The organism is Flavobacterium sp. Flavsp81, assembly GCF_059491325.1.
This window is the reverse complement of sequence record NZ_CP168505.1, coordinates 1,923,851-1,940,161: the sequence shown is the minus strand read 5'-3', so window position 1 is coordinate 1,940,161 and position 16,311 is coordinate 1,923,851. Positions and strand designations below refer to the sequence as shown.

The 16,311-nt window shown below is 32.6% G+C and carries 17 protein-coding genes; all 17 read right to left on the bottom strand.

Annotation, left to right across the window (positions count from 1 at the left end; translation table 11 throughout):
• Positions 1-2: 2 nt before the first annotated feature.
• The 17 genes from ACEN92_RS07795 to ACEN92_RS07715 all read right to left on the bottom strand — a co-directional run bounded on the left by ACEN92_RS07795 (position 3) and on the right by ACEN92_RS07715 (position 16,196).
• Positions 3-596 (bottom strand): sugar O-acetyltransferase, encoded by a 594-nt coding sequence (locus ACEN92_RS07795; RefSeq protein ID WP_495641809.1) that lies wholly within the window; start codon positions 594-596, stop codon positions 3-5.
• 83 nt (positions 597-679) lie between these two features.
• A complete protein-coding gene (locus ACEN92_RS07790) occupies positions 680-1,558 on the bottom strand; it encodes a helix-turn-helix domain-containing protein (protein WP_495641808.1) in 879 nt (292 codons plus the stop codon).
• Positions 1,559-2,053: 495 nt separating this feature from the next.
• The gene (locus ACEN92_RS07785) at positions 2,054-2,743 is read right to left on the bottom strand and encodes a suppressor of fused domain protein (RefSeq protein ID WP_495641807.1); all 690 of its coding nucleotides are present in this window, start codon (positions 2,741-2,743) and stop codon (positions 2,054-2,056) included.
• 206 nt (positions 2,744-2,949) lie between these two features.
• Complete coding sequence (locus ACEN92_RS07780) at positions 2,950-3,480, bottom strand: hypothetical protein (protein ID WP_495641806.1); 531 nt, start codon at positions 3,478-3,480, stop codon at positions 2,950-2,952.
• A 149-nt stretch (positions 3,481-3,629) separates the two neighbouring features.
• On the bottom strand, positions 3,630-4,778 hold the full coding sequence (locus tag ACEN92_RS07775) for a DUF6438 domain-containing protein (RefSeq protein WP_495641805.1): 1,149 nt from the start codon (positions 4,776-4,778) through the stop codon (positions 3,630-3,632).
• A gap of 188 nt (positions 4,779-4,966) precedes the next feature.
• Positions 4,967-5,584, bottom strand: a complete 618-nt coding sequence (locus ACEN92_RS07770) for a class I SAM-dependent methyltransferase (RefSeq protein ID WP_495641804.1) — start codon at positions 5,582-5,584, stop codon at positions 4,967-4,969.
• Positions 5,585-5,781: 197 nt separating this feature from the next.
• A complete protein-coding gene (locus ACEN92_RS07765; RefSeq protein WP_495641803.1) occupies positions 5,782-6,243 on the bottom strand; it encodes a GNAT family N-acetyltransferase in 462 nt (153 codons plus the stop codon).
• A gap of 178 nt (positions 6,244-6,421) precedes the next feature.
• Positions 6,422-6,877, bottom strand: coding sequence for a hypothetical protein (locus ACEN92_RS07760; RefSeq protein ID WP_495641802.1), 456 nt, complete (start codon positions 6,875-6,877; stop codon positions 6,422-6,424).
• Between the two features lie 175 nt (positions 6,878-7,052).
• A complete protein-coding gene (locus tag ACEN92_RS07755) occupies positions 7,053-7,829 on the bottom strand; it encodes an MBL fold metallo-hydrolase (protein ID WP_495641801.1) in 777 nt (258 codons plus the stop codon).
• Positions 7,830-7,885: 56 nt separating this feature from the next.
• Positions 7,886-8,455, bottom strand: coding sequence for a Crp/Fnr family transcriptional regulator (locus ACEN92_RS07750; RefSeq protein ID WP_495641800.1), 570 nt, complete (start codon positions 8,453-8,455; stop codon positions 7,886-7,888).
• 157 nt (positions 8,456-8,612) lie between these two features.
• On the bottom strand, positions 8,613-9,512 hold the full coding sequence (locus ACEN92_RS07745) for an alpha/beta hydrolase family protein (protein ID WP_495641799.1): 900 nt from the start codon (positions 9,510-9,512) through the stop codon (positions 8,613-8,615).
• 219 nt (positions 9,513-9,731) lie between these two features.
• Positions 9,732-10,973 (bottom strand): dGTP triphosphohydrolase, encoded by a 1,242-nt coding sequence (gene dgt, locus ACEN92_RS07740; RefSeq protein WP_495641798.1) that lies wholly within the window; start codon positions 10,971-10,973, stop codon positions 9,732-9,734.
• Positions 10,974-11,017: 44 nt separating this feature from the next.
• The gene (locus tag ACEN92_RS07735) at positions 11,018-11,992 is read right to left on the bottom strand and encodes a restriction endonuclease (RefSeq protein ID WP_495641797.1); all 975 of its coding nucleotides are present in this window, start codon (positions 11,990-11,992) and stop codon (positions 11,018-11,020) included.
• Between the two features lie 396 nt (positions 11,993-12,388).
• The gene (locus tag ACEN92_RS07730; protein WP_495641796.1) at positions 12,389-14,296 is read right to left on the bottom strand and encodes an SPFH domain-containing protein; all 1,908 of its coding nucleotides are present in this window, start codon (positions 14,294-14,296) and stop codon (positions 12,389-12,391) included.
• Between the two features lie 332 nt (positions 14,297-14,628).
• Positions 14,629-15,117 (bottom strand): SRPBCC family protein, encoded by a 489-nt coding sequence (locus ACEN92_RS07725; protein ID WP_495641795.1) that lies wholly within the window; start codon positions 15,115-15,117, stop codon positions 14,629-14,631.
• A gap of 269 nt (positions 15,118-15,386) precedes the next feature.
• A complete protein-coding gene (locus ACEN92_RS07720) occupies positions 15,387-15,644 on the bottom strand; it encodes a DUF4180 domain-containing protein (protein ID WP_495641794.1) in 258 nt (85 codons plus the stop codon).
• 165 nt (positions 15,645-15,809) lie between these two features.
• The gene (locus tag ACEN92_RS07715) at positions 15,810-16,196 is read right to left on the bottom strand and encodes a hypothetical protein (protein WP_495641793.1); all 387 of its coding nucleotides are present in this window, start codon (positions 16,194-16,196) and stop codon (positions 15,810-15,812) included.
• Positions 16,197-16,311 lie beyond the last annotated feature (115 nt).

Genomic DNA, 16,311 nt, shown 5'->3' with positions numbered 1-16,311 from the left:
TTTTAAATTGTTTTTATAATTTTTGCCGGAACTCCGCCTGCTACCACATTATCAGGAATATCTTTCGAAACAACTGCGCCTGCTGCAATTACTGAATTTTCTCCAATGGTTACTCCGGGTAAAACTGTGGCTGCAGCACCAATCCAGGCATTCTTTTTAATAATTATAGGTTTAGTTATCAGTGCATTTCTGTCGGCTGGGTTTAGAGGATGGTTTTCTGTAATAAGGTTGACTTTTGGCCCGATTAATACATTGTCTTCAATTGTAATTCCACCCATATCCAAAAAAGTACAAGCATGATTTATGAAAACATTTTTACCTATTTTGATGAATTTTCCAAAATTGGTGTAGAAAGGTGCAAATATAGTTGTGCTGTTATCTATTGGAGAACCGATAATCTCACTCAGTCGTGCCCTTATCTGATCAGTATTAGTAGATGTGTTGAGTACTGCAGATAATGCTATGGTCCGATTAACGACTTCGAGTACCTTAGGATATTCAGGATCATCCAGGGGAAATAATTCACCGGCTTTCATCCGGTCAAAAATGCTTTTCCTATTCTGATTTGAGGTATTTTGTTCTTCAGTAATTTGCATTGTAATTGAATTTAATAAAAGTACAAAGGTATTTCAGCAAGCACCGTTAAAATTAAATATTATCAAGCCAAAAGTTAAGAAATTCAAACCTCGGTTTCCCGCAAAGCCTTTGGATTGGTACCTGTAAGTTTTTTGAAGAAATTGTTGAAGTACGTAGGATATTCGAAGCCCAGTGAATAAGCAATTTCTGCAATGTTCCAGTCGGTATGTTGTAATAATGCTTTAGCCTCAGTTATAATTCGTTCACTGATATGTGTAGTGGTAGATTTTCCTGTGACTTCTTTTACGGAACGGTTTAAGTAATTGGCATGTACATTTAGATTTTGAGCGTAATCTTGTGCTGTTTTTAGCTGTAATGGATGGTCAGTGGTTTCAATGGGAAATTGTCTTTCTAATAATTCAAGAAAAACAGATGTAATTCGCGAAGCTGCATTGTTGTGTTTTTCATAGTTTTCGGATGGCTGTAACTTTAATGCTTCATGAATGATCAGGTTGATGTAGTTTCTAATGAGTTCATCCTTAAAAGTATAATCACTTTTTTGTTCCTCAATTATTTTTTTAAAAATAGTATTCAGGAATAACCGCTGTTCTTCATTGATTTTTAAAACAGGAGTACCTCCAATTTTAAAAAATGGAGATTGATGTAAACTTTCGGAACGTTCTGTATGCTTTAAAAATTCTTCTGAAAAAAGACAAGTATAGCCTACATATGTTTTGGATAAAGTTTCCCATGAATAGGGAATATGCGGATTTCCAAAAAATAAAATAGTGCCTTCGGTTTCAAAACTTCTGTCCGCATAATGAATCTTGCTCTTACCGGTTGTCAGGCAGATTTTAAAAAAGTCTTTTCGGTTATATGTTCTCGTCGCATTACTGTCGTCTTCTATTTGAAATGCTTTAAAACCTTTTAGTTTTAGTTCGTTGTTGAACTCCGAAACCATTCGTATTTCTTTTTCTTTCATCCGGTAAAGTTAAGAAAATCAAACTTATCTGATTAAGTGTGATCTGTCTTTTTTATTATAAAAGGTATTTTTGAAGTACAGAACAACATCGCTTGCAGGCCTATTTTTTTGTATCTGCCGGTTCCCATTTTCCTGATGCTTTTGCTACGTCAATTAATTTTTGTCCAAATTCGGTCATTAAATTTTCTTTAATCATTCTTTCAGCTCTTTCTCTGTTCCCATGCTAAAAAAATATCGATGTCAGTGAACTTGTCAAATGCTACTATTACTGCTTTTTTCATTTTATAATTGTCTGTTTTGTTGTCGTCATAAGGTTACACATAACATTCTGGTACTACAGCGGGTTTGGCACTAAATTAAGCCCATTCTTCGGATTTACCACCCGAGCGATAGCGAACAGGCGAAGCAAATCATCTCGAATATAAAACCAACTTTTCATTAAATCTAAGAGCCAAATCCGTTGTAGTGGCTGTTAGGCAATGGCTATTTTTTGATTTAATTGTTGTTGAATATATTCCATCTTTTTTTTGGAGGTAATATTGACTGGCGATTTATATCAAGAATTTCTTTAGGATTTGATTTAATTAATAAATCCAAAAAATTATCGTAACCATTTTTGATTTTATATTCTATTTCATTTTTATATAATGGAAATAGACTGTATAAATTAATTTTTTGTCCATCCATTTCTATTTCAGTGAAATCCTCTCCAAATGTAACAGATGGTAAAATTATAGACCCGACAAACCCTGTTTTTTCATCATAGGTATCAAAATCTTCTGTTGCTTGAATAGTGTGCCCAATTTCTAGCCAAGTTTCATAATGATGTGGAAAACGTGCGGTTTGTTTTAGCATAGATATAATCCAATCATTTTTATTTTCTCCATTATGAATTTCTCCAAATTCAATTTCTTTTGGTAGTAGTAGCATTAATTCAGCAAACTTCAAGTCGTTTCTGTCTTCAATATTATCACTTAAAGTCATTTCCATTAAGCTCATCCCTGAAGTTAACAAAATATTGAATGAGTGCTTTTCTGATTTAATGAAATAAACATCTAAATGAAAATCTAGTGACATTATTTCGTGAAAAACAAAAACTTCTTCATCAGAGTAAAATTTTGACAAATGATCATCAATCCATTCAGCGTGTTCTTCAAAATGTTTTTTATTGTATAAATTTTCCATTTTTATTGAGTTGCTTTTTTTTAGCTATTACCTAACGTTCTGGTACTACAGCGGGTTCAGTGCTGTTTTTGTAAAATTACCGCTAACGTTCTGGTACTGCAGCGGGTTTGAGACTAAATTAAGCTCTATTTTCGGATTTGCCAAATCACCCAAATAGAAAACCAGCTTTCCGTTAAGCCAATTGCCCAAATCCGTTGTAGGAGCTGTTATGCAATGTTCATTATTATATCTTCAATTTCTGAATCCGTTTTTATCGTTTTTCCACTTTCAGTAAATTCATAAAGATATGGTTCATCGGATATTTTTATAATGTAATTTTTCTCAATTAATAAATTTAAGTATCTCATAATTTCACTTCTAGAATTAGAGGTCATTTTACAAACTTCAAAAATATGAATTCCTATATTTTCAATTGGTTCTGTACATTCATTAGATTGTAACCATAATTGTTTAAAAAGCGTTTTCATTGTTTTAAATCTCAATTTATCAGTTTCTAAATCCTCAATTATTTCATATGCTTCTACTATAAATTTTTCAAATTTTTCTTTTGAGACTCCTAAAAACCAGCCTTTCTTAGGTTTTCCGATGATGTGATTGTAAAGAAGTCGTATCTTAAAATCTTTTTCGTAATCCGGAAAGCTACTTAATATTTCATCTTTAGAGATTTCTCCACTAAAATATTTTCGAGCTAGACTGGCTGCGTATTTTCTTTCGGATATTTGTTGGTTGTCGTTCATTTGAATGTTGCCTGACGTTCTGGTACTACAGCGGGTTTGGTACTAAATTAAGCCACTATTCGGATTTGCCAAATCATCCCAAATGAAAAACAATTTTTCATTAAGCCTAATGCCCAAATCCGTTGTAGTAGCTGTTGGCAGGAGTTCATTTATTCGTATTCAGTTTTATTTCTTAATCTTTTTAGCAAATTGTTTTTTTCTAAAAAATTAAAACCAAGATTTAATGTAATAAATTTATCTTTTTCAATCTGGAATTTATAATATTGACCATCAGTTTCAACTTTTTTCTTATTATCGTTTGACCAATAACTAATTGTATATTTTGATTTAAAGTTTACTTTTTCTTCTTTGCAATTTTGTAGCAAGTTGGATAAATAGAAACATTCAGATTTAGTTAATTCACAAATTTTATTTCCTTTTTCAAAATCTCCGAAACCAAAATCAATATATGATTTTGAATTTTCAATTCGCTCAAGTCTAATTTTTTGATTTAGAAAAATTATTGGCAAAACTGCCCATTTTAATTCTGTAGGTGATTCACTTCCGTAATCAGTTATTGTTTTTATAATCTGATTGTTTTCAATAAAGGTTACTGTCAATGTCATATCATCGGTATGATTTGCAATATATTCATCTTTTAAATTAATGTAGTTTGCTTTTTTAAAGTCAGTTTCGATTTTTAAAAAATCTTCCTTGCTAATTTTTGCTTTAAAAAGCCCTTTTTTATTAATATACATCTCTCCGTTATAAATTATTTCTCCAGATTTTGAAATAATAATATCAGTCACGGGACAAGAACCATAACATCCCGAAGTAGAAATAATAATTTTATCAAAAGAGCGGACTTTGGCAGTGTTATAATTTCTTTTAATAAATTTTTCTTTTGATTTGTCTTTAAATTCTAGTATTAAAGAATCTTTTGTCAATTTATCAATTTTCACATTTACCCATTTATTGACCGTTAAATCATAAGTTTCTAAACTGTCATTTGCTATTTTATATTTAGTTTGTGTACCCAAAAATTGATTTTTTACTCTGCCGTCATTGTCTTTTTTATTTTTACCAAAATAACCAAGTTTGTTTTCAAAAACTCCGCTTTCAGCAAAATAATACCCAATATTCCCATTTCTATTTTGTCGTGGTGGTGGTAATTTTACAAGCTCACTATTTTCAGAAATGTGAGTTTGTTCAATAACTTTTTCCCAATCTCCAAGAATTAATTTTTCATAATTTCTAGTTTTGGAATTACAAGAAATTAATGTAATTGATAAAATAAATAGTATTTTTAGTTTCCTCATTTTTTTGTTTGAATTTCTGCAACGTTCTGGTACTACGCGGGTTTGGGACTAAATTAAGCTCATTCTTCGGATTTGCCACCGAGCCATAGCGAACAGGCGAAGCAAATCATCCCAAATACAAAAACCATTTTCAAATTAAGCCAATTGCCCAAATCACTAGTAACAAGTGTTGACAGGTAGTCTTTAGGTTAGTTTAATTGTCGTTTAAAACTACAAAAAATAAAATTCTGTTTTGTTTCAAAAGGAGTTGTATGGTCTTCAGTTACACATCTTATTTTTTCAAATCCATTTTCCATTTCGGCGGTTAATGTTTCTTCACTATATTGTTTTATGTCTAAACCGCTACACTTTTTTGGTCCGTTTTCAGAAAATGTCCCAACAGTTAAATATCCTGAAACTGATTTTCTTGCAATTTCCATATATTTTTGAATTTGCTCTTCACTCGTCAAGAAATGAAAAGTTGCTCTGTCGTGCCAAACTTCAAAAGTTTCATTTGGTTCAAATTCTGTTATATCGCTTACAATCCAATTTACTTTTTCTGCATTTATCCCTAATCTTGCTTTCGCTTTTTCGATTGCTTTTGCAGAAATATCTAAAACAGTTATATTCTCAAAACCTTCTTCGATTAGAAAATCTACAAGTTTACTATCTCCGCCACCAATATCAATAATTTTTGATTTTTTTGTTAAATCAAACGATTTTATAAAATCTAATGAAGTTTTCGGAATTTCCTGAGTCCAACTTACTTCGTTTGGATTTTTTGTTTCATAAACAGTTTCCCAATGATTTTTGCTGTTTTCTTCCATTATTCTTAATTTTTTTTAGTTTCGTTTCTTTAGGATTTCTGCTAACGGTTTTCGGCTTGACGATGTGACGGAATCGAAGTACAAATGTTCAGTTTTGCACAAAAGTTCAATTGAAAAACTGCTGTTGAATTTAGTACTTCGGCCGCCAGATTGTCAAACCAGTTAGCAGTTCGTTGTTTTTATTGTTAATTTATTTGTCAGGTTTTTTGTATGTCTGTTTTATAAACATTTGGATCAAATAATTCCATATATAATTCTGGTTTGGGTAATTTAGTAAAGCCATACTTTTCATAAAGCCAATCTGCTGTCGATGTCAATAAAATCCAGCGTCTTAACCCTTGTAAATTTGGGTGTTCAATTACAGCGTCCATTAGTCTTTTTGAAAGCCCCTGTCCACGATAATTGTCCAAAACATAAATGTCGCCTAAATATGCAATAGTCGAAAAGTCCGATATGATTCTTGCAAACCCAATTTGTTTGTCGTTATGAAATAGTCCGAAGTTTAGGGAATTGTCAATAGAAGTCTTTACTCTGTCAAAAGGAATATTGTCACTCCAGCCTGAATATTTTGACAGAAAGTCGTGGATTGCAATAATATCCATTTTTGATTTGTCTGTCGTAATTGTAAAGTCGTCAAAAGTGATTTCAATTATTTTCATTTCGTGCTAATTTCTATTTCAGTTTTTAGTTATGTCTATTTGATCAGCCTTTACAATGACACTAACGTTCTGGCACCAAATTAAGCTCATTATTCGGATTTGCCAAATCTCACAAATACAAACCGACTTTCCATTAAGCCAATTGCCAAAATCTGTTGTAGCAGCTGTTAGTGGCAGGCTATCTTATTATTGTTGTTTTTGTCATTTTAACATTTTCAAGTTTTCCACCTTCTAATAACAATTTATTTATTGCATTAATTTCCGCACTTCTTCCACCAATTTGGATTATAGTATTTCCTGAAGGTTTATTTTCAAAATAATCTTTGACTATTTTAATTATTAATTGAAAGGATTCAGTTTCATCGTATCTTTTCGATACTTCTTTTTTGTTTGGAAGTATTTCATTGTATTCTTCATGCCAATTTGCTTTCGATACCCAAAGTTGAGCAAAAGCTATCGGTAAAAAAATATAAATTTCGTTTGCTTCAAATTGAGTTATATTCTTTTTAGAAATTATCTCATAAAATAGATCATCACTAATTTCTGAGTCCATATTATCTATTTCCTCAATCACTCCTTTAACAGATAAGTAAAATGAATCCGAAAGCAAATTTCTGTCTTTAGTTTTTTCCAAAAAAAATGATTTAAAAATTTCATATAAGTTGTTGTCGTTTTTAACTTGTTACTAACCGTTTGCGTGTATGCCCAGTGGCGGATTTCATACTCTTATCTTTTGGTTAAGCACTTAGATAGCTGAAATTCCAAAACTTTCAGGCTGGCACTTTCCCTGCCGTTGGGCATACACGCTGTTACCTACTGGCTATTTCTAGTATTTCTCCATCTTCAGGGATAAAAACTTTATCTATTAATTCGTTATTTGTTAATATGATTTTTAATTCCTCCCGAGTCAAGGGGCAATGATTTATGGATTCCATATGGTTTGCAATAACTTTTCCGGATGAGTTTCTTACAAATTTTATTATATCATCGACATTCATAATTAGTTGCTTGAAAATATCGAATTGAGCAGCCCCACAAGCCAAAACACTAATTTCTGGTTTGTAATTATACAGTACTTCGTCAACTGAATCCGTGTATATGGTGTCTGAAGTCAGGTAGATTGATTTTTGATTAGGAAGTTTGATAAAAAAACCAATTACATTTCCCATTAATTTAGAAACAAATCCATACCCGTGTTTGGCTGGGATGCCTTCAATAGTACCTCCTAAAAAAGCTTGTTTTTCCCAATATTTTAATGTTTGAACAACATTTAAGCCTCTTTTCTTAAATGCCTTTTCATCTTTTAGGCTACAAGTAACAGGAATGTTTTTTTGGGTCAGGAATTGCATTGCTTTACTGTCTATGTGGTCAGGATGCTGATGTGTTATTAAACAATGAGTGACTTTTTCAAGTATTAAATTGATGTTTTTAGGCAGTGGAACGGTAGGGTTTCTTCTGGCTTTATGTCTAAAAAGTGTAAAACTTGGCATAATTCCTTGTTTTCCTAGCATCGGGTCAATTAAAATAACCTCTTTTTCCGTTTCAAGAATTATTGTTGCATTCCTGATTTGATGGATTTTCAACATAGTATAAATATTTATGCAAATCTCTATTTTATAAACTTAATTTTCATTGATTCAAATCAAGAAGTACGTTTTCTTATTCTGCTTAGTGTTTCTGGTGTTATATTTATGTAAGAGGCAATATGATATTGAGGAATTAACTGAAGCCACTCAGGTTTGTATATACATAACTCTTTGTAAAGTTCATCAGGTGTTTTGGTCATCCGATTAAAGTCTAACATTTCCTTTTGCTTTAATAACTTTTTAAAAGAGGATTCAACAATGGATTTTCCACATTCGTATTTTTCTAGCAAATCAAAGAAAGAATGTCGTTCTATGCTTAAAACTTGTATATCAGTAAGACATTCCTGGTTTTTTCTGGTGTTAGAGTTTTGACTAAAAGATAATAAGTCAGATATAAACTGAGGTTTTACATAAAAATTGATATTTATTTCTTTTTCCTGATTAGAGTAATATTCTCTAACTAAACCCTTATTAAGAAATCTGAGTTTATTTTCCTTAGTATCTGCTTTTAGTATTAAACTTCCTTTATCATAATTATCTACTTTAAATAAAGAAAATAGCTCCTCCAATCCGTGTTCATTCAGTGGGTATTCAGTTTTAAAGAATTTGGAAATTTCTGAAAACATAGTTTTTTTTAGCTTGTAGGCAACGTTTCGCCACTTCATGCAGTTGCGAACTTCGGAACTGATTATTTTCTGTTAAAGATAAAACTTCTTGCGAAACGTGAATATGAACTTACCACAAAAATCGCAATTGCGTGAAACGGCTGTTGTAGGCAGTGCTTTATTTTGTTTTTTTAGGCTTTTTATTGTTTAGCGTTTTCTGCTTTATCCACTGAATTGAAATTTCAAAAGGTGTTGTATCACTGTCAAATGCAGTATTGTGTCCTAATGTTGGAAATAAAGTATATTCAAAATGTTTGCCTTGAACTTTAAATGTATTTAATTGCTCTATGCACAATTTTACAGGAATTTGTATATCCTTCTCTCCAAAAAGCCAAAGTCCAGGAATTGAAAGAGTATTCAAAGAAATTTTTGGGTCAGTCGCTACGAATTGATACTTGTCTGGGTCATTTTTAGTATGATCGCGAGCATCTGCATCTGTATGATTTTCCCAAAATTTATTATTTCCGTTCGTATAAAATTGAAATCGAAGTTGTTCTAAAGTTGTTATCGTAGGACAACTAAATAAAACCATAAATTCAATTTGTGGATTTTTGCTTGCAGTAATTGGAATTATCCATCCTGCTTGACTGAAGCCAACTAACCCAATTGGTGTTTTTTTGTCTTTCAAATAGGTTCGAAATGTTTTTACTGCCTCATTTGCGTCGCTGGATAATAAATTAAGATTAGTAGTGTCAATATTATTCGTACCAACAGATGGCCCAACATACACACCACCAGATTCTCCAACTCCACGTTTGTCATATGTCAATACAGCAATACCTTCTTTAGCAAGACGTTTTGCGAACTCCATTTCTCTTTTTACTGGGTCAGAACCGTGAACAATTACGACTGCTGCAAATGGATTTTTAGGTTTTAAAATTGAACCTGCAAGAGTGATGCCTTGACTTTCAAATTTTACATCTTGAATAGTAAATTCAGTTGATTGAGAAAAGACCATTTCTGGTAAAATTATTAATGATAACCAAAGAAATAAGTTAGAAAAAAAGTTATTGCTCATTTTAGTTCAATTAGAATAATTGCGTTAAATTCTTGATTCTGCGTTAGCATTGCCTACAACGTTCTGGTATTACAGCGGGTTTGGGACTAAATTAAGTCCTATTTTCGGATTTGCCACCCAAGAGATAAAGAACAGGCGAAGCAAATCATCCAAATACAAAACCAACTTCCCATTAAGCCTAATACCCAAATTGCTTGTAGTGTGTGTTAGCAGCTGTATTTATTTGAAGTAAATACCTTTCCCCTCTAATTTCCCAAAGTATTTTTCATATTGTTGAACAGCATAAATATCCATCATTCCTCCAATATAATCCTGAACTTTACGTTCCCATTTTGATATGCTTCTATAATTTGCAGGTAAGAGAACCATATCTCTATTGTAATCCTGATCAGTGTAAAGTCCATAGAGTTTTGTTAGAACATGTTTACCTAATTGTTCATATTCTATAATATCTGGTTGTCTTTTTATTGCTTCAAATGTAAGTTTCTTCAATCCACTTACTAATAAACCTAAAGAATTATAACCTAATTTACCATTTACTAAATCAACATCTCTAACAAATGCATTTGCTAAAATAGAAGTAAGTTCTTTTCGATAAAGCATAGCATATTCTTCAGAAGTTTTGTGAGCATGAGCTTGTTCAGCAAATTTTCTAGCAAGTACATTAAATTTTTTAAATTCCAATATTACATCTTTGTATTCACTTCGTATTGAGAATTCATATAATAATTCATCAATAGTGAAATATCTAAGCCTTAACGCATCTTCTAAATCATGAATTGCGTAAGCAATCTCATCAGATAAATCCATTATTTCACAATCAATAGTTTTATGATTTATATTATGAGATTCAAGCCAACTTTGAACTAATTCATAATCTTGTTGATATAAAAATTTTTTGTTTTTTATTTCACAATCATTTCCATTTTCGTCCTTTCCAATTTCTTTTTCAGGTTTTAAATATTTTACAACGCCTAACATTGTTCGGATTGTTAAATTTAAGCCGTTAAAATCATGATGGCGTTCTTCTAAAGTATTTAAAATTCTGAATGTTTGTGCATTTCCTTCATAAGGATTTGTATCACAAACCTTACTAAGAAAAACTTCTCCAGCATGCCCAAAAGGAGGATTTCCAATATCATGAGCAAGAGAACACGTTTGTACTGTAATAATATCTTTTAATTTTAATCTTTTGCTAATTGTTTTAGCAAATTGTGCTACTTCAAGACTGTGAGTCAATCTATTTCTATAAAAAACTTGACTTTTAGGAATCAATAATTGCATCTTGCCTTGAAGTCTTCTGCAAGAAGATGAGTATAAGACTCTTGAATAGTCAATGTCTGCATTGTCTCTAAAATATTCAGTTTTGGCTGAATAAATATTATCGACACGTATGTCTTTTATCTTTTTAAGTTGTCCTTCTTTTTCCTTGCAGTATTCTTCTAATTCTTTGGTTATCATGTTTTTTGGTTTTAATATAGCTTGTAGCGTGTGTTAGCTACAGTTTATCTTTTTCTAATTATGTCTTTTAGTTCGCTTAAAGACAATATTTGGATGTTATCTTCTAGCTTTAATTTTTCACCTATCCCGAACGAATCGCTTGTTACAACATAGCCTTTTTTAATTCCTGACTTTTCCATTGATGATTGTAATCGGGCAACAATTTGTCTGATATATGAAAAAGGAGGTCTTTGTTTCCAATATTTAATTTCAATTGCAACTTTTTCATTATTAATTAACGCAATCAAATCATAACCATCATCTTTTCCGTTTGGAATGATAGTTTCGATATTAAGTTTTTTTAATTGAGTAACTACTTCTTTTTCAAATTTAACAAAATCTCTAAATGGATTTCTTGGTAAGTCATTTTCATCACTGCTTTCTTGATTATCTTTAAATTTTAAAAATAAATAAACGGTAAACGTTGCTATTAAACTACCAATCATTGTTAATAGGATATTTGAATTTAATGTTGAGTCAAATTTGACAAGTTTGTCAAATGATACAACTGAAACTCCTATTATTGAAGAGAGAAGACCTAGTGTTAAAACAAGGAGGTTAAAAACTTTTCTTGTTTTGTCTTTGGATTTTTCAAATGTTTGCTCAATATCTTGTTTTATTTCTTTTTTGTCGACAATGAAGAGGGACGATAATCGTTCTATATTTTCATCTCTTTGTTCTTGTGAAATCAAGTCGTTTTCAAAGATTCGGGTATATATAGTATTTAAAATTTGATCAACACTCAAAAGGTCTTTATGCTTAACTTTATAATCCCTAGCTTTACCTTCAATAAGTCTAATTATATCATCTTTCTTTGGAATATATTTTTCAAGTATAATTCTCCTTAAAATTGTTTCTAATAATTTTTCATTTGCAGATTTAATTCTTTCTTTTCTTGCTCCAATTGTTTGTCTATAACCAACTAAAAAAAGTAAGACAGAAACTAAAATCCCTAAACCTGTTTGAATGTATGTATCCATTTTTTGATAATGTTGATTTAAATTGTGGCTAACTAGTATATAGGTCTGACGATGTCCGACTTATTACTCCTAAATTTGGTAGCTATGTCTGACAAATATCAGTGTTTATTTACTTTCAAATATAAAATTATTTATTCTACAAATCATCAAACGGACTTTTTATTTGTAGGATATTTTTTGCACTCACGGGTGTGTAAATTCGATGGTTTTGCTATTGTTGTATCCTAAAAGTTCTTGTATGAAAACGAGTCGCATGAGGGATAGCAGCGATATCCTTTTGTGAAGAGAAACGGAGCAAAAGATTTAGCGGATAGCCCGACCCGCTTTTTCTGCGGGGCATGCCATAAAAAAATCCGATCTGCTTACACAAATCGGATTTAGGATTGAAAAAAAATGTTATTCTTTTTTAGATTTTTTACTGTCCGGGGTATCCATCATTTCCATTAGTTTTAAACCTAGCAAACCACTGATTGAACCGTCAGAACCACCGTTTCCGGAGATTAAAACATCCGGGATTACCTTGATGTTTCCTTTACCAATTTCTTCGGTGACTTTGTATCGGGTAAAATTGTCACCGCCCATTGCGCTTACCTGCAGTTGGTATGATTCGGCTGTAGATTTACCAATAGCCATAATTTTTTCCGCTTCGGCCAAACCGGTTTTCGAAATCCTTTCAGCTTCAGCACTGGCATTTAGTTTGGTGGCTTCGGCTTGTGCTCCGGCTCTGGCTTTTGTCGCTTCCGCTTCGGCATTGGCACGCATTTTTGTTGCTTCGGCTTCGGCGTTTACATTCAGTTTTAAGCTGGTTGCATCACCCTCGGCTTTTTTTACGGTTGCATCGGCAGTACGCTGTGCAATTTCAACACTTTGTGAGGCACGAACAATTTCTTTCTGCATATCGGCAATCGCGGTTTCTTTCTCCATTCCCTGACGCTGTTCCTGCGCCATTCTTTGGGTCTGATATGTTTTTTGCTCTTCTTCGGCCAGTTTTCTGTCGGTTAATGTTTTCATTAAGGAATCCGGCGGTACGATGTCTCCAATCAAGGTATCAACAGCATTTACATTGTATTCGTCCAATACCAATTTGATATGATTTTTAGCCGATTCCTGACGTTCTTTTCTGGTGGTTAAGAAAGAAATAACGTCGCTGTCCTGAGCCGAGTTTCTGAAATAGTTACCAATCGTTGGTTCTAAAACCTGAGAAACCAGATTGTTCATGCTTCCAAAACGGGCAATTACTTTTGGGGCTTCGGCAGCCGGAACGTGAATGATTTGTGCTACGTCCAGATTAAAAGGGAAACCATCTTTTGAACGTACTGTAATTGTCGAAAGATTTTTGTCTAAATCATGCGATTCGCTTCGTGCATTCGCCCAGTTCAGAACCAGGTTTGTTGTTGGAACTGCTTCAAGTTTCGTCGTGTATTTATTAAGGGCATATTTCCCTGGTCCCAGAGGTTCCATCCAGACACCACGCTGTCCTTTTGAAACAATGTTTCCGTGTTTAAAAGTGTCGCCGGTAACGTCTTGTCCGTCTTCTCCAATGTACGAAATCACGACTCCAACATATCCGATAGGCACATCGGTCATTGGGTTTTGTTCAATCAGGATTCCCCATGTATTGATGTAGTAGGAACCTGCGAGCATTACCTGTGGCTGCAGACCACGGTTTCCGCCTTTGTCCAGGAACTTATCAAAATCCTGAAAGTTGTTGTGGTCTTCTACAAATTTACCGGCAATTTGTCCCTGAGGAATCGGTTCGCCGTCTAGTGCTGTTACGATACCAATCATGTTTTCGTAAATCTTGATCTGGTCTGCAATTACAATTTCAAATAAGAACGTGTTAATACGATACGATCCTGTGGTAATAAAAGCGGTCTGACGTCCTTTTTGACCGCCATTGTTTAAGAAAGCTGTCGCATCCTGAAAGTTGTCGCTGTCTACTTTTCGGGCCAGGATTCGCCCGGTTGGAATTTCCTTTCCGTCTTTACTCAATATGAGTCCGATTTTTCCCTCCGGGATAATGGTAAAGCCGCTCATGTCAACAGTATATTGCCAGATCCACATGCCCCAGTATAAACCGGGAGCCAGTGTTTTTGCCTGATAACCGGCTTCGCCTTTTGTAGCAATAATTCTGCCATCCGGAAGTGATTTGTCCGCGCCGAACAAAACGAATTTTTTGGTGACCAAACCAATTTTATCTTCGGGAACGATTACCATTCCGAAGAAAACGCGTAATACAAATTTGTAAAAAATGATGGAAAATAAAATTAAGATAATCCACCAATAAGAAGTAATTTCACTCATGATTTTTAGTTATTTATACCGCAAACATAAGAGAAATATTTCCTGTTAAAATGAAATATTTTTAAAATTAACATTTCCCAATTTTTTCATAAAAAAATGAAAATTCAGGTTATTTTATATCGTTGGAATTGTCAATTTGTGACACGATTTTTTGCTGTGTCAACTATGATTGGTATTTTGGGTTTTAACAATTTAAAAGGACAATTGTTTGAATTTGGGTAAGGTTAGAAAGTAAATGTTTGGAATGAGTTTTGAATTTTATGTGTTTTTGAATTTCCTGACAGGCTGTAATACATCTTCGAAATTTGGAAGTACAGATAAAATTCATTTTTTTATTTCTCAGGGCTTAATTTTTTTTCATTTTCTGTTTGGGGCTTTCCGGCAGCATTTGGTTCGCCTTTACCGGTTGTAATCAGCTTTCGCAAACTATTTTGAATATAATTTGTCCATGAATCCCTGCAAATATCAAAACATTCGTAATCAGGGACCAAACCAAAATGTGTAAAACGCAATTCGGTTTTACCGTCTTTTTCGGTAATTTCAAATGTAGGTTTTGTACCTGTCCATTCAGTTTCGTCTTCTGTAAATTTAAAATAGTTTTCTTCCACCAGCCAGACAATTTTCCGGTTCGGAATCACTTCTGTCAATTTGACTTTACAACGATGTATATCTTCATAATGATATTTAAACTCATCGTTTAATTTCGCCGTATTGCCTTCAATTTCTTCAGACCACCATCCACGGACATTCGTAATGGCATTAAAAACTTCCGATGAGGAATGGTCTGTTATTAAAGTTGTGGTAAAATCAGCTGCACTCATTATCTTGAATTTTAGAAGTTAGTATTACAAATGTACGTTCTAAAAACCAATAGGTAGGGGTATAAAAGGCATTTTAAGGGGTTGAATCAGACAGATTCTGAATTTTAGATTTTTAGATAGTTTTTTGCAGCAGAAAGTAAATTTTCAAAAGACGGCTTGTCCCGCTGTACACTAAATCTTTTTTGGTCTCGTTAAAAAAAAACGAAACCAAAAAAGGATACCGTTTCCATCGGGGCTGAGGTAGAGGTAAATTATCAATAACAACAATTCTATTTAGAAAGTTTCTCTAAACCTTCATTCAAAGTATTTACAAAATTAATCCGGCGGTTTTTATTGCTTTCAAAGATAAAGTCCTTAATACTTTTGTCTTTAAATTTTTCAAAATCTCCGATTATGGCTAAACGTACCCGAAAATTAGAAAATTTTTGAAGTATTTCGCCGGCGATTCCGGTCTTTAAATCAAAAAAGAGCGGTGTTATATTTTTCTCATAAAGAAAGCATTCTGTCAAAATCCTGATAGTATACATTTGCTGTTAATTCAGAATCGTCTTCAGCAGATTCAATTATTATATTTTTCTGTAGTGATTTCGGCAACTCTGATGTTGTTTATGATATGCGTTTCGATTTTAATCTAAATAATAGAGGATTATAAACTAAGAAGAGTATCTGCTAAAAATGATTTGCCTGATTCTTTATTTTACCTTTTTATATTCGTATTGGTAGCAGTCATAACATTCATCACTCAGATATAATTTGTCATCTATGATTTCGAAAGACTGAGCCTCTGAATTATCAGTAATAATCATTTTTCTTTCGCCACCCATTATTGACTCTCGTGTTTCAACCGAAAAAAAATCCTCCGAAATTAAATTGCCGTTTTCATATTTTGTCATGATAGAATTATAAAACTCTAAGACAATTGTTTTATTTTCAGATGCGGGTGTCATTGTTTTGCCCACAATTCCGCCTGAAGAGCTTACCCAATTCCATTTTCCATTTAATAAATTTTCAGCTGAGTCATCCTTGTCACAAGATAACAGTAAAAGCAGTGTAATAAATACAGTAGCTATTTTTTTCATTTTTTTGTCTTAACATTATTAAACTTTGGTTCGAAAACGATTGCTTAATTATTAGATGTAAGTTTTGTTAAATGGTTGCTTTGAATTTTAAATTTTCTTAGTTTTAGTAAAATTG